This is a genomic window from Klebsiella sp. 141162 (assembly GCF_050600755.1).
GTDB classification, from domain to species: domain Bacteria; phylum Pseudomonadota; class Gammaproteobacteria; order Enterobacterales; family Enterobacteriaceae; genus Klebsiella; species Klebsiella aerogenes.
Genome location: NZ_JAQIRI010000001.1, coordinates 102,728 through 124,614, shown reverse-complemented (window position 1 = coordinate 124,614; position 21,887 = coordinate 102,728). Strand labels below are relative to the sequence as shown.

The window sequence follows — 21,887 nt, the reverse complement described above, 5'->3', positions numbered from 1 at the left end:
AGGAGTACTTTTTAATGAATCAGCTAGACAGTATCAAACAATTCACCACCGTAGTCGCCGACAGCGGCGACATTGAATCTATCCGCCACTATCAGCCGGAAGATGCCACCACCAACCCTTCGCTGCTTTTAAAGGCTGCCGGATTGGATAACTACGCCGGGCTTATCGATGATGCCCTCGCCTGGGCCGCGAAACAGGGCGGCAACCGCGAGACGCAGGTCGCTAATGCCTGCGATAAGCTGGCGGTCAATTTCGGCGCGGAAATACTCAAAAGCATTCCAGGGCGCGTCTCTACCGAAGTCGATGCCCGTCTCTCCTTCAATCGTGAAAAAAGTATTGAGAAAGCGCGCCACCTGGTCGCTCTCTATCAGGAAATGGGGATCGATAAGTCGCGGATCCTGATCAAACTGGCCTCCACCTGGGAGGGGATCCGCGCCGCGGAGGTGCTGGAAAAAGAAGGGATCCACTGCAACCTGACGCTGTTGTTCTCATTCGCCCAGGCTCGCGCCTGCGCCGAAGCCGGCGTGTTTCTGATTTCGCCCTTCGTCGGGCGTATTTACGACTGGTATCAGGCGCGTCAGCCGTTAGAGCCTTACGTGGTTGATGAAGACCCGGGGGTGAAATCGGTGCGCAATATCTACGACTATTTCAAACTCCATAAGTACAACACCATCGTGATGGGCGCCAGCTTCCGCCGTACCGAACAAATCCTCGCGCTGGTCGGCTGCGACCGCCTCACCATCTCCCCGGCCTTGTTACAAGAGCTGCAGGCCAGCGACGCGCCGGTAATACGTAAACTCATCCCCGCTCATCAGATACTTCCGCGCCCGGTTCCGCTAAGCGAAGCGGAATTCCGCTGGGAGCATAACCAGGATCCGATGGCGGTAGAAAAGCTGGCGGAAGGTATTCGCCAGTTCGCCGTCGATCAACGCAAACTGGAAGATCTGCTAGCAGCCAAACTGTCATCCTTTGTCACGGAGTAAACGACTATGTCCCGAAGAGAGCTTGCTAACGCCATTCGCGCCCTGAGCATGGACGCCGTCCAGAAAGCCAACTCCGGCCACCCCGGCGCTCCGATGGGGATGGCGGATATTGCCGAAGTTCTGTGGAACGATTTTCTTAAACATAACCCGGCAAACCCGCACTGGTACGATCGCGATCGTTTCATTTTGTCTAACGGCCATGCTTCGATGCTGCTGTATAGCCTGCTGCATTTGACCGGCTACGATCTGCCGATGAATGAGCTGAAAAACTTCCGCCAGCTGCATTCGAAAACGCCGGGCCACCCGGAACATGGTTATACCCCCGGCGTGGAAACCACCACCGGGCCGCTCGGCCAGGGGCTGGCTAACGCCGTCGGGATGGCTATCGCCGAACGTACGCTGGCGGCGCAGTTTAACCGTCCCGGCCACGACATCGTCGATCACTACACCTGGGTGTTTATGGGCGATGGCTGTCTGATGGAGGGGATTTCACACGAGGCCAGTTCGCTGGCGGGCACCCTGGGATTAGGTAAGCTGATTGGGTTCTACGATCACAACGGTATCTCTATTGACGGCCACGTTGAAGGCTGGTTCACCGACGATACCGCCGAGCGCTTTCGCGCCTACCACTGGCACGTGATTGGCGATATCGACGGTCACGATCCGCAGGCGGTGAAGCAGGCAATCCAGCAAGCGCAGGCGGTAACAGACAAACCTTCGCTGATTATTTGCCGCACCATAATCGGCTTTGGTTCACCGAATAAAGCCGGTTCCGAAGAGTCGCACGGCGCGGCCTTGGGGGAAAAGGAGGTCGCGCTGGCCCGCGAACAGCTGGGCTGGAAATATCCGCCGTTTGAAATCCCAAAAGAAATTTATCAGGGCTGGGATGCGCGGCCGCGCGGCGAGAAAGCAGAACATGCGTGGAATGAAAAATTCGCCGCTTATCAGCAGCAGTATCCAGAACTGGCGGCTGAGCTCAAACGGCGCATGGAAGGTGAGCTCCCGGCTGACTGGCAAAAAACGGCCCATGACTATGTGGCGAAGCTACAGTCGGAACCGGCGAAAATAGCCAGCCGTAAGGCTTCGCAAAATGCGCTTAACGCCTACGGCCCGGATCTGCCTGAGCTGCTCGGCGGTTCCGCCGACCTGGCGCCCAGTAACCTGACGATCTGGTCCGGCTCGAAGTCGATCAAAGAGGATCAGGCGGGTAATTATATCCACTACGGCGTACGCGAATTCGGTATGACCGCGGTAGCTAACGGCATCGCCCTGCACGGCGGTTTTATTCCCTATACCTCGACCTTCCTGATGTTCGTCGAATACGCGCGTAACGCCGCACGCATGGCGGCGCTGATGAAGGCGCATCAGATTATGGTCTATACCCATGATTCAATCGGCCTTGGCGAAGACGGCCCAACGCACCAGGCGGTGGAGCAGCTGGCAAGCCTGCGCCTGACGCCCAATTTTAGTACCTGGCGGCCGTGCGATCAGGTGGAAACCGCCGTCGCCTGGCAGGCGGCCATCGAGCGCAATGACGGCCCTACCGCGTTAATCCTTTCGCGACAGAATCTGGCGCAAATGGCCCGTACGCCGGAACAGGTGCAGGAAATTGCGCGCGGCGGTTACGTTCTGAAGGATGCGGGCGGCAAGCCGGATCTCATCCTTATCGCCACCGGTTCGGAAGTCGAGATTACCGTTCAGGCGGCGGAGACGCTGCTGGCCAGCGGCGTAAACGTGCGGGTGGTGTCGCTGCCCTCCACCGACGTTTTCGATGCTCAGGATGAGGCCTGGCGCGAGTCGGTGCTGCCTTCCGATGTTAGCGCCCGCGTCGCTATCGAAGCCGGTATCGCCGACTACTGGTATAAATATGTCGGCCTGAAAGGCGCAATTGTTGGTATGACCCGCTACGGGGAATCGGCGCCAGCCGACAAGCTGTTCCCGTTCTTCGGCTTTACCGCTGAACATATTGTCGAAGTCAGCCGCAAAGTGCTTAACGAGTGATCCATAATGTGGGCCAGGCGTCTGGCCCCTGCCAGTTATCGCACTGCGGTTGCTGAGCGTAGCGGGTCAAATTAAACCGCTGGCCGTCATAGCGCCAGCGGGTTTGGATCCCGCAATCGCCCGGCGCGCGGCCTTTATCGAATGTCACCAGTTCATGACGCTGCTCATCGAAGCTGGCGTTAATCAACTCAATATCGCGCGGCGCATTGCCGGGCGGCTGGAAAGGCAGCGCCAGCCGCACCTGACGGGCAAGATGCGGCGTTTTGCGCGACACCAGCCACGCCAGCCAGACGGTGTTATACGCGCCCGCTTCGCAACTGGTCATCAACAGAACTTTCTCATCGGTTAGCGCGGTGACGCGGATTTCCCGGCGGAAAGGATCGAGCGAACAGGGGCTGGCGTTCATCCGCTCATTGCCGTAATCGATAAGCTCATTAAGTTCGTCGCGGCTGAGCGGCGACTGCGCTACTTCCGCTTTACCTACGGTTCGCAACGCTGGTGCCGGCGGTACGCTGAGCGGCGGTTCTTCACCTTTGCCGACCCACGCGGTTTCGCTGCCGACCCGCTTTTGCCGATTATCAATAAATAGCAGCGCGGCCTTCAGGCCCTTCAATGAAATGCTTTGCAGACCGTTTTGCAGGGTAATCTCTTTCCCCTCCTGGGCCTGCTGCAGGAAAGCGTCGATACTGACGCTATCGCCGGTTTTAATCAGCTTATCGGCAATCTGCCAGTGTTTGCCGTCAAAATGCAGCGGTTTACCATCCAGTTGCAGCCGCGGGCCGATGGCCGCCAGCGCGGCGACCGGATTACCGACGCCGCCAAGTTCAATGCGCAAAGCGGCATCGGTAGCCGCTCCCGCGCTCCGGCTTAGGGTCATCACCAATCCATGATGCAGCCCGACATTACGCGTGACGCAATAATTTTGATTGTTGCAGGTGACAAGCCAATCTCCAAACAACTGCTGGGCTGGCGCCGCCCACGCCAACGACGTCGGCAGAAAACCGAAAAAAAGCAGTATTAAAACCCGATAAAGCATGAGCGGCACAATCCCGAAGTATGACTGACAGAGTGATTTCTAATTCATCATTATCATCAGCACTGGCGGGGTTTTGCTCAATCAGATTTATCAGAGATCCCGCGACATGAGGCCGGAATTTTGTAGGTATTGCAGCAGGATCACCGCTTTGCCATCCTGGATTTCACCGCTGGCGACCATTTCCAGCGCCCGGACGAACGGCAGTTCCAGCACCTCAATATCTTCATCATCTACGCCGCCGCCCCGGTTAGCGCGCTGCGCCTCGCTGTATTCGGCGATAAAAAAGTGAATCAGTTCGGTCACGCCGCCGGGCGACATATAGAGTTCGAAGACCTTGCGCGCCTCGCCGACCTGATAGCCGGTCTCCTCGATCGCCTCCTTGCGGATACACACCTCTGGCGCGTCGTTATCCAGCAGTCCGGCGCAGGTTTCAATCAGCATGCCATCCTGGTTGCCATTCACCCAAGTGGCGACGCGGAACTGGCGCACCAGAACCACGCTTTGCTTGCCGGGGTTGTAGAGCAGAACCGTGGCGCCATTGCCGCGATCGTACACTTCGCGTTTGTGACGCACGACGCTGCCGTCGCGGCGCGTCAACTCATAGGTCATGTTGCGCAGTACGAAGTAGTTTTCGGAGAGGATTTTATCTTTAATGACGTGGATATTAAGTGACATGCAAACTCCGCAGCGTGAAATAACCCAGTCATACTACGCCGCGGAGCCTGCTTTGTCGTTAGTGCGGCAGTGCGGAAGCGACGCCAAGGTAGTCCATGATCCCCTGCGCGGCATGCCGCCCTTCCGCCATCGCCGTCACCACCAAATCCGCGCCGCGCACCGCATCGCCGCCGGCGAAGATCTTCTGATTACTGGTCTGGTAACGATAGCGGCTCTCCACGTTCGCCTTGATCCGCCCGCGGCTATCCAGCTGTACCCCCGCGGCTTCCAGCCACGGCATTGAATGCGGGTGGAAACCAAACGCCATAATGACCGCGTCGGCAGGCATCACAAATTCGCTGCCGGGGATCGGCGACGGGCTGCGGCGGCCCTGAGCGTCCGGTTCGCCAAGCTGGGTGCGCAGAAAACGCACGCCGCTGACCCGGCCATCCTCACCGAGCTCAAGGGTGATCGGCTGAACATTGAATTCAAAACTCGCCCCCTCTTCCCGGGCATTTTTGACCTCTTTTTTCGAACCTGGCATGTTGGCTTCATCACGACGATAGGCGCAGGTGACCTGCTGCGCGCCGTGGCGCAGCGCGGTACGCACGCAGTCCATCGCCGTATCGCCGCCCCCCAGCACGACCACCTTCAGCCCGGCGGTATCGATATAAGGTTCATCGGCCAGCGCCTCCAGCCCCATCACCTGTTTGGTGTTGGCGATAAGGAACGGCAGCGCCTCATACACGCCCGGCGCCTCCTCGTTAGGCAGATCGGCTTTCATTGAGCGATAGGTACCGGCACCGACGAAAACCGCGTCATAGTCTGCAAGCAGTTGTGTGAGTTTGATGTCTTTACCCACCTCGCAGTTCAGTTCAAAGCGGATGCCCATCTGGCTGAAAATCTCGCGCCGACGGGCCAGCAATGATTTATCCAGCTTGAAAGGCGGGATGCCGAACGTCAGCAGGCCGCCGATTTCCGGGTGGCGATCGAACACCACCGGCGCCACGCCGCTACGCGCCAGAAGGTCGGCGCAGGCCAGGCCCGCAGGCCCGGCGCCGATGATGGCAACCTTCCTACCGCTGGCTTTTACCGCCGAAAGGTCCGGGCGCCAGCCGCCGGCCAGCGCCTGGTCGGAGATATAGCGTTCGATATTGCCGATCGTCACCGAGCCGCTCTCATCGCGCAGCGTGCAGGCCCCCTCGCACAGACGATCCTGCGGGCAGACGCGACCGGTGATTTCCGGCAGGCAGTTGGTTTGATGGGAAAGCTCAACGGCGCTGGCGATGTCGCCGGCTTTTACCCTCTCGATCCACTGCGGAATATGGTTATGCAGCGGACAGGTCCACTCGCAGATGCTGCGATCGCCGCATTTCAGACAGCGCTGCGTTTCCCGCTGCGCCTGCGCCGCGCTGAACGGCAAATAGATTTCGCCAAAGTGCTGTTTACGCGCGTCAGCCGCCAGTTTATCCGCCTCGCCGCGGGTGGGCGTGGCCGCCATCTGGCTAGCCTTATCGCCGGCGGTTGACGCTAAAGCGGTCAAAGTCCGATGTTGCCAGGACGCCGCATCCGCACGCGCCGCCCGCAGCCGCCGCGCTTTCGCCATCTCGCTTAACGCGAAATCGGTCGCCAACTGTAACGCCTGCGCCGGACAATTCTGCACGCAGGCTGGCCCGGCTTCGCGACCATGACATAAGTCGCATTTGTGCGCCGTCGCTCTGCCGTTTGGCGTGACGACGATTTGCATCACGCCAAAGGGACAGGCCACCACGCAGGATTTACAGCCGATACATTTTTCTTCCTGCACCAATACGCTGTCTTCCTGCCGGCTAATGGCGCCGTTAGGACAGCTACGCGCGCAGGGCGCGCCTTCACAGTGACGACAGGTTACCGCGTTACGCTGTTTCTGGTTTTTAATCACGGTAATGCGCGGCAAAAAGCGCTGTGGGGTCAAGACATGTTGTTCGCCATTATGCGCCATCACGCAGGCCACTTCGCAGCCCCTGCATCCGATGCATTTGCGACTATCGCTCATAATAAAGTGGTTCATACATCCTTCCGGCTTATCGCTAATAACCCCTCATTTAGTATGACTGTTTATTACCTGACATCATGACCGTGGGACAATGGTCGTTTGCCCAGAAATCGGCTTTTCTCACCAGAATCCGGTTTAGATCAAAAATATTGACCTGAATGAAATTTTGTTTCATTTAGCTGAGCAATAATAAGCGGCTTTGACGGAATGACAGAAAAGACGTGATAAGCGCATATAAATTCAGAGAGGAGCGACAGACGTTTCTTTACGCTCTCATAAAAGACACATGATAAATTACACTATCTCCTTAATTTCTCCACGATTGCCTGCGGGGTTATCTATAAAGTATCACAGGCTGCGAAATAACAAAAAATGTACACAATGAGGTCCTGATTCCGATGGCGAATTTCTTTATCGATCGCCCCATCTTTGCCTGGGTTTTGGCTATTTTATTAGTCCTGACCGGCACGCTGGCAATTTTGTCGCTCCCCGTAGAACAATATCCGGATTTGGCGCCGCCTAACGTCCGAGTGACGGCCAATTATCCCGGCGCTTCGGCGCAAACGCTGGAGAATACCGTCACCCAGGTTATCGAACAGAATATGACCGGCCTTGATAACCTCATGTACATGTCATCGCAGAGTAGCGCCACCGGTCAGGCAACGGTTACCCTGAGCTTTACCGCCGGTACCGACCCGGATGAAGCCGTACAGCAGGTACAAAACCAGCTGCAATCGGCGATGCGTAAACTGCCGCAGGCGGTACAGAATCAGGGGGTCACGGTGCGCAAAACCGGCGACACCAACATTCTCACTCTCGCGTTTGTCTCTACCGACGGCAGCATGGATAAGCAGGATATTGCCGACTACGTCGCCAGTAACGTGCAGGATCCTCTAAGCCGCGTCAACGGCGTCGGCGATATCGACGCCTATGGTTCGCAGTACTCAATGCGTATCTGGCTCGATCCGGCGAAACTCAACAGCTATCAGATGACGGCGAAAGATGTAACTGACGCCATCGAATCGCAGAACGCGCAAATTGCCGTCGGCCAGTTGGGCGGTACGCCGTCGGTTGATAACCAGGCGCTGAACGCCACCATCAACTCACAATCGCTGCTACAAACACCGCAGCAGTTCCGCGATATTACCCTGCGCGTTAATAAGGATGGTTCGGAAGTCACGCTGGGCGACGTCGCCAGCGTCGAAATGGGCGCAGAAAAATATGATTATCTGAGCCGCTATAATCGTCAGGCCGCTTCGGGGCTGGGGATTAAGCTCGCCTCGGGTGCCAACGAAATGGCCACCGCCGAGCGCGTTATCGCCCGTCTTAATGAACTGTCGCAATATTTCCCGCACGGACTGCAGTATAAAGTCGCCTACGAGACCACCTCTTTTGTAAAAGCCTCGATTACCGATGTGGTGAAAACGCTGCTGGAGGCGATTCTGCTGGTGTTCCTGGTCATGTATTTGTTCTTGCAGAACTTCCGCGCGACCCTGATCCCGACCATCGCCGTGCCGGTGGTATTGATGGGCACCTTCGCCGTGCTCTACGCCTGCGGCTACAGTATTAACACCCTGACGATGTTCGCGACGGTGCTGGCTATCGGCCTGCTGGTCGATGACGCCATCGTCGTCGTCGAAAACGTCGAGCGCATTATGAGCGAAGAAGGTCTTTCGCCGCGCGAAGCGACGCGAAAATCGATGAAGCAGATCCAGGGGGCGCTGGTCGGTATCGCCATGGTCCTTTCGGCGGTATTCGTCCCTATGGCCTTCTTCGGCGGCACCACCGGCGCCATTTACCGCCAGTTCTCCATCACCATCGTTTCAGCAATGGTGCTGTCGGTGCTGGTGGCGATGATCCTCACCCCGGCGCTCTGCGCCACGCTGTTAAAACCGATTCACAAAGGCGAGGAGCATGGTCAAAAAGGGTTCTTCGGCTGGTTTAACCGCACCTTCAACCGCAGCGCCAGCCGCTATGAAACTTTCGTGGGCAAAATTCTCCATCGTTCGCTGCGCTGGATTTTGATTTACGTCCTGCTGCTCGGCGGCATGGTGCTGCTGTTCCTGCATCTGCCGACTTCGTTCCTGCCGCTGGAAGACCGCGGTATGTTCACCACCTCGATACAGCTCCCGAGCGGCTCCACCCAACAGCAGACGCTGAAAGTGGTGCAAAAAGCGGAAGATTATTTCCTCAATAACGAGAAGAGTAACGTCGAGTCGGTATTTGCTACCGTCGGCTCCGGCCCCGGCGGCAACGGCCAGAACGTCGCACGTATGTTTGTCCGCCTGAAAGACTGGGATCAGCGCGACCCAAAAACCGGCTCCTCGTTCGCTATCATTGAGCGCGCGACCAAAGCCTTCAATAAAATTAAAGAAGCGCGCGTGTTTGCCAGCAGCCCGCCGGCCATCAGCGGCCTTGGCAGCTCCGCGGGCTTCGATATGGAGCTGGAAGATCACGCCGGCAACGGCCACGAGGCGCTGATGTCGGCGCGCGACAAACTGCTGGAGCTGGCGGCGAACAACGACCAGCTCACCCGCGTACGCCACAACGGCCTGGACGACAGTCCGCAGTTGCAGGTTGATATCGACCAGCGTAAAGCCCAGGCGCTGGGGGTCTCCATTGATGATATTAACGATACGCTGCAGACCGCCTGGGGTTCGAGCTACGTGAACGACTTTATGGATCGCGGACGCGTGAAGAAGGTCTACGTCCAGGCGGCGGCGAAATATCGCATGCTGCCGGACGATATCAATTTGTGGTATGTGCGTAACAGTAGCGGCACCATGGTACCGTTCTCCGCCTTCGCCACCTCGCGTTGGGAAACGGGTTCGCCGCGCCTCGAACGTTACAATGGCTACTCAGCGGTCGAGATCGTTGGCGAAGCTGCGCCTGGCGTCAGCACCGGTACCGCCATGACCATTATGGAAGAGTTAGCCAAACAGCTCCCGAACGGTTTCGGCCTGGAATGGACGGCGATGTCCTATCAGGAGCGTTTGTCTGGCGCTCAGGCGCCTGCCCTGTACGCCATTTCTCTGCTGGTGGTGTTCCTGTGTCTGGCGGCGCTATATGAAAGCTGGTCGGTACCGTTCTCGGTGATGCTGGTGGTGCCGCTGGGGGTTATCGGCGCGCTGCTGGCGACCTGGATGCGCGGCCTGGAAAACGATGTCTACTTCCAGGTAGGTCTGTTGACGGTCATCGGCCTGTCGGCAAAGAACGCCATCCTGATTGTTGAGTTCGCCAACGAGCTGAACCAGAAAGGCGAAGATCTGCTGACCGCCACCCTATCGGCCTGTCGTCAGCGTCTACGCCCGATACTGATGACCTCACTGGCGTTTATCTTCGGCGTGCTGCCAATGGCCACCAGTACCGGCGCGGGCTCCGGCAGCCAGCACGCTGTTGGTACCGGCGTCATGGGCGGAATGATCTCCGCCACCGTGTTGGCCATCTTCTTTGTACCTCTGTTCTTCGTGTTGGTACGCCGCCGCTTCCCGCTGAAAGAGAGGCCGGAATAAACCGTCAAATAACAGAAAAGGCGACTGTCACAGTCGCCTTTTTCATGGGTCAAACATTGTCTTCAGTACCGACAAAGCCAGATTTTATTTACGCAGCATATCTTCGATAAAATCTTTCCAGTTCCCCAGTTCATGTTCAATCATAATAGCCTCTCTTATTATTATGGCGATTTTAGATAAATTCCCCGCTCAGGAGAAGTTCGTCCGATCTATCGCTCTAATCGCTTTTCTTGTCACCGCAAGCCTTGAATACTCTGGCTTGCGGCTACCATAAGCCGGTTCATGTAAATTTAATGTGACATAGAGCAACATTACGCAACATTTTGTTAATATCAGAATTCCTGTAATTCATTATCTTAGTCTGTCGCGAAAAAGAACAAATTTTAATCAGACAAGGCTGAAAAGTTATATTTATCCAGCCGATTCACGTATTATTTAACAAAGCTTATATATTCGGAAAAAACTGAGAAACATATTCTTTTAACGTGAAGGTTTAATTATGTTGACCATGTACGGCATCAAAAACTGCGACACCATTAAAAAGGCCCGCCGCTGGCTGGAAGCCCATCAGATAGACTATCGCTTCCATGATTATCGTGTTGACGGACTGGACCGCGAATTGCTGAATACCTTTATTGCCGAATTAGGCTGGGAAGCGCTGCTTAACACCCGCGGCACCACCTGGCGCAAACTCGATGAATCGGTCCGCACTGGGATCGATAATGCCGATGCGGCGGCGGCGTTGATGCTGGAAATGCCGGCAATTATCAAACGCCCATTGCTCTGCGCGCCCGGTCAGCCTATGCTGCTGGGCTTTAGCGAAGCAAACTACGAAAAATTTATTAACGAGGTGTAGTCTATGTCTTGCCCGGTCATTGAGCTGGCTCAGCAGCTTATTCGCCGCCCTTCCCTTAGCCCCAATGATGCGGGATGCCAGGCGTTAATGATTGAACGCCTGCGGGCGATCGGCTTTACCGTTGAAGCGATGGACTTCGGCGATACGCAAAATTTCTGGGCCTGGCGCGGACAGGGTGAAACGCTGGCCTTTGCCGGCCATACCGATGTGGTGCCGGCCGGCGACGCCGACCGCTGGATCAACCCGCCGTTTGAACCAACTATTCGCGATGGCATGCTGTTTGGCCGCGGCGCGGCGGATATGAAAGGATCGCTGGCGGCAATGGTTGTCGCCGCCGAGCGCTTTGTCGCGCAGTATCCGGATCATAAAGGACGCCTGGCGTTTCTCATCACCTCTGATGAAGAAGCCAGCGCCACCCATGGCACGGTAAAAGTGGTCGAAACGCTGATGGCGCGTAACGAGCGCCTTGATTACTGCCTGGTCGGCGAACCTTCAAGTACCGAAGTGGTCGGCGATGTCGTGAAAAACGGCCGCCGCGGTTCACTCACCTGTAACCTGACGATTCATGGTGTCCAGGGCCACGTCGCTTATCCGCACCTCGCCGATAACCCGGTACACCGCGCCGCGCCGATGCTGGCGGAGCTAGTGGCTATCGAATGGGATAAAGGCAACGAATACTTCCCGCCGACCAGCATGCAAATCGCCAACGTGCAGGCTGGCACCGGCAGTAACAACGTCATCCCTGGCGATATATTCGTTCAGTTCAACTTCCGTTTCAGCACCGAGCTGACCGACGAGATGATCAAAGCACGCATCATCGCGCTGCTGGAAAAATATCAGCTGCGCTATACCGTCGAATGGTGGCTTTCCGGCCAGCCGTTCCTGACCGGTCGCGGCAATCTTGTCGATGCGGTCGTGAACGCCATTGAGCACTATAATGAAGTAAAACCGCAGTTGCTAACCACCGGCGGTACCTCTGACGGACGCTTTATCGCCCGCATGGGCGCGCAGGTGGTGGAACTGGGCCCGGTGAACGCGACCATTCACAAAATTAATGAATGCGTCAATGCCGCCGACCTGCAGCTGCTGGCGCGGATGTATCAACGCATCATGGAACAACTGGTCGCCTGACGACAATAACGATTACCCTGCAGCGCCGCTGCGGGGTAAAAAGAGGACACAGCATGGAATGGCTTATCAACCACTGGTGGATTCTGGTGTTGGTATTTTTAGTCGGCGTGATGATCAACGTGATTAAAGATCTTAATCGCGTCGACCCGAAAAAATATCTCGACAACAAACCGGATCTGCCGCCGCATCGCGACTTCAATAGCAAGTGGGATGACGACGACGACTGGCCGAACAAAGACCAGCCGAAGAAGTAAACCTGCGCTCCCCGTCATCACGCGGGCTGGTTGCATTCCCGGGTAGCGGCCGACGCCTTACCCGGGCTACGGCCCGTACCATTGCGAGCTGAGGCTCTCAATTTTACCTCTGTACCCATGGCTACTGAAACTGCCGGTGTTGGCGGCCTCAAAATTCCCCGGTGGCGCTGCCGCTTACCGGGGCTACAGCGCTGTGCGATTTGGTAGCCCGGAGAAGGCGCAACGCGCCGCGTCCGGGAAAACCCTTAAAAAAGTTGTAAACCGATAACAGCATCTACCTATACCAGCCGACGTTGTACCGCGGGGCCATTACAGCATTTCGATTATATCGTCATCTTTCGGCGTACCGCCGCTCAACGCTTCATCAAAATAGTGCTTCGGTACGGTATAACGCAGACGGTCGAGGGCAAACTGCATGCTCCGGTCATCAATGGCATGTCCGAGATCTTCAACGATATCCAGCGTGACATCTCCACCCAGCTCCTGCAGCCGCTCCTGCGCGGAGACCGCCCACGCCAGATCGATCACCCGATCCTCGCCGCCGTGGATCAGATGCACGGTAGTTTGCGTGGTCGCCGTTTGCGGCAGCGTCGCGTAACGGCCGTTAAAGGCAATTACCCGCGACGCCAGTCCTGGCTCGGCTTTAATACTCTCGAGGGACATAATCGCACCCTGCGAAAAACCGATCAGCGCCGTCGCCTGCGGGCCCAAACCGCTCTGTTTTTGCCAGTAGCGTACCGTTTCAATAAAGGTCGGCATAATGGCATCAATGCGCTGCTGACGATTCTCTTCCGTCACGCCTTGTACCGAAAACCACTGGCGCGCCGGCGCCGGACCGCAGGGCTCCGCACCACCGATACTGACAATGAGCGCGTTGGGAAACAGCGGCGCAAACCAGCTACCTATTTGCCCCATCGAAACCGGATTATCGCCCACGCCATGAAACAGCAGCAGCAACTGTTGCGCAGGCGTCGCCGGGCTCTGAACAATAAAGTGATCGTGTTTCATGGTTATCTCCTGATGTCTCAGATAAACAGGAATCGGGCTCCTGATTGATGCAAGGCAGTTTACGCCGCGCAGAGAATATGACCATGCCATTTAACTGAATGAGTTAGTTAAAAAAATTGCAGCTTCCTGACCCACTCTTCCAGCCGCTGCGCGCGGGCAGGATCGAGTCCCGCCATGGCCGAAGCCGCCTCTTCCCGCAGTCGCGCCAGCAGCGCCTTGCGACCGGATAAGCCGAGGTCCACGCATAGCGCTGCTTCATCCTGCTGCGCTAAGCGCGCGCGTAGCGCCACTAACGGCAGCGGCGTCGCCTGCAAAAGCCGGTTCAGACTCCCGACCGCCGCCAACAGCGGACGATGCGCAAAGGCAAAACCGGCGACCTCCAGCCAGTCCTCCTCAGTAAGCATAGCTGTTTCATCCATCGTCACCGGAGCGCGTTCATCACGCCACTGACTCAGCCAGCGTTCATCCCGCGCCAGCCGTTGATGTTCGCGCCAGGCCAGTTGCCGCCCCTCTTCGCTGAGCGGATAGAGCGCCATCGCCGTATAGCAGCCGCTGCTCGCCTCGCGATGCGTGCCCATGCGCACCAGCAGAAACCCGCAGCGCTGCCAGAAGCGCCATAGTTCAGGGGTAAAACCAAAGCTGACGGAGAGATAGTCACAGCCGTGCGTCTGCTTGACGGCATGGGCGATTAAACGCTGCCCCAACCCTTCGCGCTGGCGCGCTGGATGGACGGCAATACGACTGACGCGCCTGCCGGTCAGCGTCGCCGCCAGCGGGCTACCGCCGTGCGCGGCCAATGATTGGGCGACAAGATTGCCGCGCGGGCGGCGATATCCGGCCCAGACGGCGCGGCTAAGCTCAGGTTCGAGACCGCCCTCTTCCACCAGCCACACCGCGCCAGCGACGCCATCCGCGCAGCGAGCCACGGTGAAGTGCTGGCCTGGCGCATCCATCATCCTGCGCAAATCCAGCGGCGAAGTGCGGTAATGAGCGCCGGAAAGCAGTTGATAAGCCTCTGATGGGCGCGTGGGTTGTTCGCGCCAGGCATCCTGGCTTAACGTCTCCAGCTGCGGTTCCCCATGCGGCGCCAGCAGAAATGCCTCATCGTTAAATAACAATAACCGGTCGATAACCGACTCCAGCGGGCAACCCGGCGCCCAGCGAATCGGCGACGACAGGTTATACCGCCGTAGCGTTGGGAAACCGGCGCAGAACTTCAATAAGAAGCCGCGGCCGGTTCCCTCATAGCCCTGAACCGTCGTCGTTAACAGCGTATGGGGAAAACGCGCCGTCAGCTGGCGCAGCGTCGGTGCCGGGATAGCGGCGGCCTCATCGACCACCAGCCAGTCGGCTTTCGCATCGCTTGCCAGCAGCGCATCGGGCGCCATAAAGCATATCTTTTGTCCCGCAAAAACGGCGATGACTTCCGTCGCGTCGCGCGTCGGCGCGGTGACGATGGTAGAGCCGGTGAGCTGATGAATCAACATTCCCGCCAGCGCAGATTTACCGCGCCCGCGCCCGGCGGTGACGGCGGCAATTTCCGGGGGCGATGACAGTAGTGACGAAAGAATGGCGGCCTGTTCGGCCTGCGGGTAGCCATCGGCAGCGTGCCAGTCTCTGCGCGGAGCGACCTCCGGCAAACGTAAGCCGTAGCCCTGTCGCCACAGTGCGACCTCAGGATCCGCGGTGAAGAGCTGGAGACAACGGTGGACAAAGTTAGGGGTGGCGATTGGTTCAGACGTATCGCTCCAGCGCAGCGAATCGCCATCCGCCTGCTCAGGCCAGCGGGCAAAATCCGGCGCCAGCAGCACTAACCAGCTGCCGGCGCGCAGCGTGCCGGCAAGCGCGGCAAAAGCCGCCACGTCAAAACCGTGGCGAGCGTCGAAAAAGGCATGCTGAAATTCGCGCCCGAGCAGCGTTTTCAGCGCGCCCGGCGCCGCGCAGGGCGCCAGCTGTGACGACGGGCCGACCCACAGTCCGTCGCCCTCCAGCCGCGCTCGTAAATCCAGGGCTTGCGTCAGGCACCAGTCTTCGTCGCCGCTAAGCACCAGCAGGCGACGAATGCCCTCGCGCGCCATCCGCGCGGTCAGGTGAACAAGCGGTTCCATGAGCAAGCGTTAACGAAGTGAACTGCCAAAGGTATTACACTGCGCAGGATCGCCGCTATCAAAACCGCGTTTGAACCAGGTATAGCGCTGCTGGGAAGTCCCATGGGTGAAGCTGTCCGGCACTACGCGGCCCTGGCTTTGTTCCTGCAGACGATCGTCGCCGATGGCCTCAGCGGCATTGAGCGCTTCCTGCAGATCGCCGGTTTCCATCACATCCTGCTTCTGCATGTTATTGCCCCAGACGCCCGCAAAGCAGTCTGCCTGCAGCTCCATTTTCACCGACAGGCGGTTCACTTCGGTCTGCGAAGCCTGCTGCTGCATCTGACGGACCTTAGGTTCGATGCCGAGCAGTTTCTGCACATGATGGCCGACTTCGTGCGCAATCACGTAGCCCTGCGCAAAGTCGCCGTCAGCGCCGAGTTTGTTTTTCATCTCGTCATAGAATGACAGGTCGATATAGACCGTGCTGTCCGCCGGACAGTAGAACGGCCCCATCACCGATTGGCCGGTGCCGCAACCGGTACGGGTCGCGCCGCGATACATCACCAGCTTCGGCTGAACGTATTGCCGCCCCATCTTTTCGAAAATAGGCCCCCAGGTGTCTTCGGTGGTTGCCAGAATCACAGAGGTGAACTTCGCCGCTTCGTCATCCTTCGGGCTGATGGAACGTTGGGTAGAAGTCTGCTGCTGCGGCATCGGTTCGCCGGTCAGCATGCCGGTTAAATCCACGCCATAATAACCCGCCACCAGAACGATAATCAGCAGGACGATGCCGCCTTTACCGCTTGGAATACGGAAACCGCCACCGCCGCCGCCCAGCGGCGAACCTGAATCACTACGTCTGTCTTCCACATTGTCGCTTTCACGACGCCCTTGCCAGCGCATAAGCACCTCTATTCCATCATGTTACGAATATGAGAGATCGTAGGCGGTTCAGCGGAGGATTACCACAGGAAACAACGAATAAGAGCGCCGGAAGAGACTATTTCTTCCGGCGCGGAGGAGATTAGTCGAGCTTGACGCCCAGACGGTGGGCCACTTCTTCGTAAGCTTCGATCAGGCCGCCGAGACTCTGGCGGAAGCGATCTTTGTCCATTTTATCGAGGGTGTTTTTATCCCACAGACGGCTACCGTCCGGAGAAAATTCATCGCCAAGCACCACTTCGCCTTTGAACAGGCCGAACTCCAGCTTGAAGTCGACCAGAATCAGACCGGCATCATCAAACAGCTTGCTGAGTACGTCGTTCGCTTTGTAGCTGAGCTCTTTCATGCGCGCCAGGTTTTCTTTATTCACCCAGCCGAACGTCTCACAGTAGGATTCGTTGACCATCGGGTCGTGCATGGCGTCGTTTTTCAGGAACAGATCGAACAACGGCGGAGTCAGTTCGATACCTTCTTCAATACCCAGGCGTTTCACCAGCGAGCCCGCCGCGCGGTTACGAATCACGCATTCAACCGGCACCATATCCAGCTTCTTCACCAGGCATTCAGTATCGGAAAGCAGCGCTTCCATTTGGGTCGGGATACCGGCTTCTTCCAGCTTGCTCATAATGAAATGGTTGAATTTGTTATTCACCATACCTTTACGATCGAACTGTTCGATGCGGGCGCCATCCCCTGCTGACGTATCGTTACGGAATTCAAGTACCAGCAGATCCGGGTTTTCGGTGCTGTATACCGTTTTCGCTTTGCCACGATACAACTCAGCTTGCTTTTTCATCTTTCACCACTCCAGTGATATTAAGCCAAAAAATTACGTTTCCGCCCGTAGGCAAAATCAGGCAATTTACCGGACTTTGCGGCCACGCACACGTTTGCGTCACTATACATTAAAAAGGGCCGGATTGCTCCAGCCCTTTTTATTACTTGTTAAATGCGGCCTGGAATACGGCTACCAGGGCGTCATTTTGCGACTGCGTCAGAGTGTGGCCTTTCGGGTCGATGAACTGCAGACTACTGCGGTTATCGAGATCGCCGACCTGCAGTTTATAGTCGCCAGAGACCAGCTGTGGGTCACTGGCGCCCAGTTCCTGCCAGCTGCTGTCAGACAGCGGCTTGTAAGTTACCGCCATGCTGCCCTGGGAGCGAGTGCTGTCGGTCACCTTCATGCCCACTTTTTCAAGCGTGGCCGGCAGTTTCTGCCATACCATGTTGAATGGCGCGCGCACCACCAGCATCGGCAAGCCGGTGTCATCCGCCGCGCTCTGCACGTCGAAGGTCGCGCCAGCGCTTCTCTGCGCCGCGTTCTGCGCATTGGTGGCGTTAGAATCAAGACCGGAAGAGATAACGTTCAGCATCGAGGTGCTGTAGCGCTGCAGAGAAGCTGGGTCAGACACGGGCTTGCCCGCCTGCTCCAGGTTCACCAACTTCACTACCACCGCCTGCTGATAGCCCTGCGGCTTAACGGAGATTTGATAACGGCCACGGTACTGCTGGTCTTCATCAAGGCGGTTCCACTCAACCCAATCGGTATTCAGCGTCTGGCCTGCATCGTCACGCTTGGTGATGGTGTAGTTTTTCGCCTGGATGATGCTGACAACCTGCGCCCATAAAGAACCGCTGCGGCTATTTTCAACCATCAAGGTGGAGGTGTCGCCGTTAAACTGGGTACGCGCGCCGCTGACCAGAGCTAACGCCTGAGCCGGCGGACGAATGTCCAGCGCTTTGCCTACCGCGCCGGTGCTGGAAGCAACCGGAATGTTGTAGTCGCCAGTCTGCAGCGGCAGGATCATCCCCGCCGGGGCGTGAAGTTCACTAAGCGACGCGGCATCTAAATAAGCCTCGTCGCCGCTAACCTGACGCTTATAGCGCGAGTCAGAACTACAGGCCGCGAGGAGTAAAACCAGCGAAACACCCGCAACCTTCGCCAGGCGCGACTTCTGTACTGAGTAAGCCATCAAATCTCCCTAAACTCTACAGCAAACCGGCATGCTTCAGCGCTGCGGTAACCGCTTTCGTACCCGCTTCGGTAATCGGCGTCATCGGCAGGCGCAGCGTGTCGGTCGCTACAAGTCCCAACGCCTTACAAGCCCATTTGACTGGGATCGGGTTGGGTTCGACAAATAATTTTGTATGCAGCGGCATCAGACGCTGGTTAATCGCGCGAGCTTCCGCGAATTGCCCCGCCATCGCCAGTCGGCACATGTCCGCCATTTCACGCGCAGCAACGTTCGCCGTGACGGAAATGACGCCGACGCCGCCGAGCTGGATAAAGTCCATGCCGGTCGCGTCATCGCCGCTCAGCAGAATAAAGTCATCTGAAACCAGCTCTTTGATCTGGTGAACACGACTTAAGTTCCCTGTTGCTTCCTTAATACCGACAATATTTTTAATTTCCGCCAGGCGACCGACGGTTTCCGGCAGCATATCGCAACCGGTACGGGACGGCACATTATACAGAATTTGCGGCAGGTCAGTATGTTCAGCGATAGCTTTAAAGTGTTGGAACAGGCCTTCCTGGGTCGGACGGTTATAATAAGGAGTGACCGTCAGGCAGCCGACAACGCCGCTATCGTTAAAACGCTTGGTCAGGCTAATCGCCTCTGCGGTTGCATTTGCACCGGTACCTGCAATGACCGGAATGCGGCCATCGGCCAGCTCGAGGGTCATCATTACGACGTCGCCATGCTCTTCATGGCTTAACGTGGCGGATTCGCCGGTAGTCCCTACAGAAACAATCGCCGAGGTTCCGTTGGCGACATGGTAATCAATCAGTTTTTTCAGGCTTGACCGGCAGACATTACCGTTATCATCCATCGGCGTGACAAGCGCTACAATACTTCCCGTGAACATGGGCCATCCTCAGAGCAGAAGTGGGACAAGATTCTCAATGTTACGTTTGGTGCCGCAATAAAAGCAAGAGACCCAACGCCATCTGGGATGTTGTACGCCGGTTTTTTTTATGCTTTCCTAATGTTACCTCACCTTTTTAAAGGAAGAACAGGTTTGACAGCCTCATTACAACACTATCTGGTGATTACCGCTCTGGGCGCAGACCGCCCCGGCATCGTAAACACAATCACTCGCCACGTCAGCAGCTGCGGCTGCAACATTGAAGACAGCCGGTTGGCCATGCTCGGCGACGAGTTCACGTTTATAATGCTGCTTTCCGGCTCGTGGAACGCGATTAACCTGATCGAATCAACGCTGCCGTTAAAAGGAGCCGAGCTGGATTTGCTGATCGTAATGAAGCGCACCTCCGCCCGGCCGCCGCAGGCGATGCCGAATACGGTTTGGATCCAGGTAGAGGTGCCGGACTCGCCGCATATTATTGAGCGCTTTACCGCGCTGTGCGACACGTGGAATATGAATATCGCCGAACTCGTCTCCCGAACTCAACCGGGAGAAGATAAAGACGCCGCTCAGCTATTTATTCAAATCACCGCGCACAGTCCTGCCTCGCAAAACACGACAAATATCGAGCAAGCGTTCAAAGCACTATGTACAGAACTGAGCGCACAAGGCAGTATTAACATCGTTAATTATTCACAGCATGATGAACAGGATGGAGTTTAACCAATGACCCCACTGAAAGCCGGTGATATCGCACCGAAATTTAGCTTACCGGACCAGGACGGCGAGGAAGTAAATTTAACCGACTTCCAGGGACAGCGTGTTCTGGTTTATTTTTACCCGAAAGCCATGACCCCAGGCTGCACCGTACAAGCGTGCGGTTTACGCGATAATATGGACGACCTGAAAAAAGCAGGCGTCGAAGTACTGGGTATCAGCACTGATAAACCAGAAAAGCTGTCTCGTTTTGCCGAAAAAGAGCTGTTGAACTTTACGCTGCTGTCTGATGAAGATCATCAGGTCTGCGAACAGTTCGGCGTCTGGGGCGAAAAATCATTTATGGGGAAAACCTACGACGGCATTCACCGTATTAGCTTCCTCATTGATGCTGACGGCAAGATTGAACATGTGTTTGATAACTTCAAAACCAGCAATCACCACGATGTCGTGCTGAACTGGCTGAAAGAAAACGCATAACGTCTAAATGAAAAACGCCGGGGGATAAAAATCGCCCGGCGTTTTTTTTGGCTCAATCAGCGAGTCACTCGTCTTCGATAGCCATTCCATCTGGCCAGGCATGCATTACCGCCTTGATAAGCGTCGCCAGCGGAATCGCGAAGAAAACGCCCCAGAAGCCCCACAGCCCGCCAAAAATCACCACCGACAGAATGATCACCAGCGGATGTAAATTCACCGCCTCCGAGAACAGCACCGGCACCAGCAGGTTGCCGTCCAGCCCCTGAATAATCAGGTATACGGCAAACAGGCTCCAGAACTCAGTGCCCGCGCCGAACTGGAACAACGCCACGCCGATCACCGGAATAGTGACCACAAAAGCGCCGATATAGGGGATTAACACCGAGAATCCCACCAGTACGGCCAGCAGCAGCGAGTAGTTAAGACCGAAGAGAATGAAGCCTATCCAGGTAGCGACGCCAACGACAATCATCTCCAGCACCTTACCGCGGATATAGTTGGTAATCTGCTGGTTCATCTCCTTCCACACCTGCCCCGCCAGACCGCGATTACGCGGCAATACCCGGCGTACGGCATTCAGCATCTGCTGTTTGTCTTTCAGCAGGAAGAAGACCATCAGCGGAACCAGGACCAGATAAACCGCCAGGGTCAGCAGGCCCACCAGCGAGGCGAGCGAATACTTCACCACCGAATCCCCCACGGTCAACATGCGAGTGCGCACATTTTCCGCCATCGCATCGATGATGCCGGCATCCACCAATGCCGGATAGCGACGCGGCAGCGTGGCGGCGAAATCGGAAAGCTTATTAAGCATGCCAGGCATATCGCGGATGAGATAAATGCCCTGTTGCCAGGCCACCGGCATCACCACAAAGGCCATCAGCAGCAAGATACCGACAAATAGCACCAGCACCAGCGAGGTGGCCCAGGTTCGCGACAGGCCGATACGCTCCAGGCGAACGGTCGGCCACTCCAGCAGATAGGCCAACACGATGGCGACCAGAAGCGGCGCCAGCAGGCCGCTGAAAAAGAACATAATGCCGAAGCCGGCCAGCAGAATAACCAGCAGCGCTATCGCTTCCGGGTCGCTGAAACGACGACGATACCACTGCATTAACATCTCAAGCATAAACCCTTCCCTGAAGCGCAAATCGCCACAATCCGGGGAATTGTATCTAAGTGTCACAAAAAAGACTTCGCTTTTTATTGGCTATGACACAAACCTGCACAACTGTGCGAATATCATATTTTCAACGCCATCAACCACAGCTAAACTCGCAGAATCTGCGGCACGGGAACATTGGGCCGCGCAACCGGTCA

At 56.7% G+C, this 21,887-nt stretch carries 18 protein-coding genes and 1 pseudogene; 8 read left to right on the top strand and 11 right to left on the bottom strand.

Going from position 1 to position 21,887, the window contains the following annotated elements; translation table 11 throughout:
* Nucleotides 1-14: 14 nt before the first annotated feature.
* Entirely contained in the window at nucleotides 15-983 is a 969-nt protein-coding gene (gene tal / locus PGR23_RS00550) for a transaldolase (protein ID WP_380378865.1), read from the top strand.
* 6 nt (nucleotides 984-989) lie between these two features.
* On the top strand, nucleotides 990-2,984 hold the full coding sequence (tkt, locus tag PGR23_RS00545) for a transketolase (RefSeq protein WP_396279502.1): 1,995 nt from the start codon (nucleotides 990-992) through the stop codon (nucleotides 2,982-2,984).
* Here tkt and PGR23_RS00540 read toward each other — a convergent pair.
* From PGR23_RS00540 to aegA, 3 genes and pseudogenes are all read right to left on the bottom strand, one after another.
* A complete protein-coding gene (locus tag PGR23_RS00540; RefSeq protein WP_042892993.1) occupies nucleotides 2,974-4,020 on the bottom strand; it encodes a DUF1176 domain-containing protein in 1,047 nt (348 codons plus the stop codon). The two genes, tkt and PGR23_RS00540, sit on opposite strands and share 11 nt — an antisense overlap.
* A 77-nt stretch (nucleotides 4,021-4,097) precedes the next feature.
* Nucleotides 4,098-4,695: pseudogene (gene nudK, locus PGR23_RS00535) on the bottom strand (GDP-mannose pyrophosphatase NudK).
* A gap of 58 nt (nucleotides 4,696-4,753) precedes the next feature.
* Complete coding sequence (aegA, locus tag PGR23_RS00530) at nucleotides 4,754-6,724, bottom strand: formate-dependent uric acid utilization protein AegA (RefSeq protein WP_396279501.1); 1,971 nt, start codon at nucleotides 6,722-6,724, stop codon at nucleotides 4,754-4,756.
* A gap of 383 nt (nucleotides 6,725-7,107) precedes the next feature.
* Here aegA and acrD point away from each other — a divergent pair, with 383 nt between their 5' ends.
* Nucleotides 7,108-10,221, top strand: coding sequence for a multidrug efflux RND transporter permease AcrD (acrD, locus tag PGR23_RS00525; RefSeq protein WP_380378859.1), 3,114 nt, complete (start codon nucleotides 7,108-7,110; stop codon nucleotides 10,219-10,221).
* Between the two features lie 84 nt (nucleotides 10,222-10,305).
* Here the strand turns inward: acrD and ypfM are convergent, their stop codons facing one another.
* Nucleotides 10,306-10,365 (bottom strand): protein YpfM, encoded by a 60-nt coding sequence (ypfM, locus tag PGR23_RS00520; protein ID WP_087867655.1) that lies wholly within the window; start codon nucleotides 10,363-10,365, stop codon nucleotides 10,306-10,308.
* A gap of 355 nt (nucleotides 10,366-10,720) precedes the next feature.
* On the opposite strand from ypfM, the gene PGR23_RS00515 reads away from it, so the two are divergent.
* The 3 genes from PGR23_RS00515 to PGR23_RS00505 are packed head-to-tail and all read left to right on the top strand — an operon-like array spanning nucleotide 10,721 to nucleotide 12,462.
* Nucleotides 10,721-11,077 (top strand): ArsC family reductase, encoded by a 357-nt coding sequence (locus PGR23_RS00515; protein ID WP_015703145.1) that lies wholly within the window; start codon nucleotides 10,721-10,723, stop codon nucleotides 11,075-11,077.
* Nucleotides 11,078-11,080: 3 nt separating this feature from the next.
* A complete protein-coding gene (dapE, locus tag PGR23_RS00510) occupies nucleotides 11,081-12,208 on the top strand; it encodes a succinyl-diaminopimelate desuccinylase (RefSeq protein WP_396279500.1) in 1,128 nt (375 codons plus the stop codon).
* A gap of 53 nt (nucleotides 12,209-12,261) precedes the next feature.
* The gene (locus PGR23_RS00505; protein ID WP_015365470.1) at nucleotides 12,262-12,462 is read left to right on the top strand and encodes a YpfN family protein; all 201 of its coding nucleotides are present in this window, start codon (nucleotides 12,262-12,264) and stop codon (nucleotides 12,460-12,462) included.
* 309 nt (nucleotides 12,463-12,771) lie between these two features.
* On the opposite strand, the gene ypfH is transcribed toward PGR23_RS00505, so the two are convergent.
* From ypfH to dapA, 6 genes are all read right to left on the bottom strand, one after another.
* Nucleotides 12,772-13,470 (bottom strand): esterase, encoded by a 699-nt coding sequence (ypfH, locus tag PGR23_RS00500; protein WP_047043485.1) that lies wholly within the window; start codon nucleotides 13,468-13,470, stop codon nucleotides 12,772-12,774.
* A 107-nt stretch (nucleotides 13,471-13,577) separates the two neighbouring features.
* The gene (locus PGR23_RS00495) at nucleotides 13,578-15,578 is read right to left on the bottom strand and encodes a tRNA(Met) cytidine acetyltransferase TmcA (protein WP_396279499.1); all 2,001 of its coding nucleotides are present in this window, start codon (nucleotides 15,576-15,578) and stop codon (nucleotides 13,578-13,580) included.
* A 9-nt stretch (nucleotides 15,579-15,587) separates the two neighbouring features.
* Nucleotides 15,588-16,463, bottom strand: coding sequence for a KPN_02809 family neutral zinc metallopeptidase (gene ypfJ, locus PGR23_RS00490; protein ID WP_047043480.1), 876 nt, complete (start codon nucleotides 16,461-16,463; stop codon nucleotides 15,588-15,590).
* A gap of 121 nt (nucleotides 16,464-16,584) precedes the next feature.
* On the bottom strand, nucleotides 16,585-17,298 hold the full coding sequence (purC, locus tag PGR23_RS00485; protein ID WP_015703148.1) for a phosphoribosylaminoimidazolesuccinocarboxamide synthase: 714 nt from the start codon (nucleotides 17,296-17,298) through the stop codon (nucleotides 16,585-16,587).
* Between the two features lie 142 nt (nucleotides 17,299-17,440).
* Entirely contained in the window at nucleotides 17,441-18,475 is a 1,035-nt protein-coding gene (bamC, locus tag PGR23_RS00480; RefSeq protein ID WP_396279498.1) for an outer membrane protein assembly factor BamC, read from the bottom strand.
* Between the two features lie 16 nt (nucleotides 18,476-18,491).
* Nucleotides 18,492-19,370 carry a 4-hydroxy-tetrahydrodipicolinate synthase gene (gene dapA / locus PGR23_RS00475; RefSeq protein WP_015365464.1) on the bottom strand — a complete coding sequence of 293 codons (879 nt, stop codon included), beginning with the start codon at nucleotides 19,368-19,370 and terminating at the stop codon, nucleotides 18,492-18,494.
* 153 nt (nucleotides 19,371-19,523) lie between these two features.
* On the opposite strand from dapA, the gene PGR23_RS00470 reads away from it, so the two are divergent.
* Together PGR23_RS00470 and bcp are read left to right on the top strand one after the other, a co-directional pair.
* On the top strand, nucleotides 19,524-20,093 hold the full coding sequence (locus PGR23_RS00470; RefSeq protein WP_015365463.1) for a glycine cleavage system transcriptional repressor: 570 nt from the start codon (nucleotides 19,524-19,526) through the stop codon (nucleotides 20,091-20,093).
* A gap of 3 nt (nucleotides 20,094-20,096) precedes the next feature.
* Nucleotides 20,097-20,567 carry a thioredoxin-dependent thiol peroxidase gene (gene bcp / locus PGR23_RS00465; protein ID WP_015365462.1) on the top strand — a complete coding sequence of 157 codons (471 nt, stop codon included), beginning with the start codon at nucleotides 20,097-20,099 and terminating at the stop codon, nucleotides 20,565-20,567.
* Nucleotides 20,568-20,631: 64 nt separating this feature from the next.
* Here bcp and PGR23_RS00460 read toward each other — a convergent pair whose 3' ends face one another.
* Nucleotides 20,632-21,696 (bottom strand): AI-2E family transporter, encoded by a 1,065-nt coding sequence (locus PGR23_RS00460; protein WP_045392657.1) that lies wholly within the window; start codon nucleotides 21,694-21,696, stop codon nucleotides 20,632-20,634.
* Nucleotides 21,697-21,887: the final 191 nt, after the last annotated feature.

Bases quoted from the DNA above. Each gene is read 5' to 3' on its own strand.
- PGR23_RS00495 (WP_396279499.1), bottom strand. From the start codon at position 15,578: ATGGAACCGCTTGTTCACCTGACCGCGCGGATGGCGCGCGAGGGCATT.
- tkt (WP_396279502.1), top strand. From the start codon at position 990: ATGTCCCGAAGAGAGCTTGCTAACGCCATTCGCGCCCTGAGCATGGAC.
- bamC (WP_396279498.1), bottom strand. From the start codon at position 18,475: ATGGCTTACTCAGTACAGAAGTCGCGCCTGGCGAAGGTTGCGGGTGTT.
- PGR23_RS00460 (WP_045392657.1), bottom strand. From the start codon at position 21,696: ATGCTTGAGATGTTAATGCAGTGGTATCGTCGTCGTTTCAGCGACCCG.
- tal (WP_380378865.1), top strand. From the start codon at position 15: ATGAATCAGCTAGACAGTATCAAACAATTCACCACCGTAGTCGCCGAC.
- bcp (WP_015365462.1), top strand. From the start codon at position 20,097: ATGACCCCACTGAAAGCCGGTGATATCGCACCGAAATTTAGCTTACCG.
- PGR23_RS00540 (WP_042892993.1), bottom strand. From the start codon at position 4,020: ATGCTTTATCGGGTTTTAATACTGCTTTTTTTCGGTTTTCTGCCGACG.
- purC (WP_015703148.1), bottom strand. From the start codon at position 17,298: ATGAAAAAGCAAGCTGAGTTGTATCGTGGCAAAGCGAAAACGGTATAC.
- dapA (WP_015365464.1), bottom strand. From the start codon at position 19,370: ATGTTCACGGGAAGTATTGTAGCGCTTGTCACGCCGATGGATGATAAC.
- ypfH (WP_047043485.1), bottom strand. From the start codon at position 13,470: ATGAAACACGATCACTTTATTGTTCAGAGCCCGGCGACGCCTGCGCAA.
- acrD (WP_380378859.1), top strand. From the start codon at position 7,108: ATGGCGAATTTCTTTATCGATCGCCCCATCTTTGCCTGGGTTTTGGCT.
- ypfJ (WP_047043480.1), bottom strand. From the start codon at position 16,463: ATGCGCTGGCAAGGGCGTCGTGAAAGCGACAATGTGGAAGACAGACGT.
- PGR23_RS00505 (WP_015365470.1), top strand. From the start codon at position 12,262: ATGGAATGGCTTATCAACCACTGGTGGATTCTGGTGTTGGTATTTTTA.
- PGR23_RS00515 (WP_015703145.1), top strand. From the start codon at position 10,721: ATGTTGACCATGTACGGCATCAAAAACTGCGACACCATTAAAAAGGCC.
- dapE (WP_396279500.1), top strand. From the start codon at position 11,081: ATGTCTTGCCCGGTCATTGAGCTGGCTCAGCAGCTTATTCGCCGCCCT.
- aegA (WP_396279501.1), bottom strand. From the start codon at position 6,724: ATGAACCACTTTATTATGAGCGATAGTCGCAAATGCATCGGATGCAGG.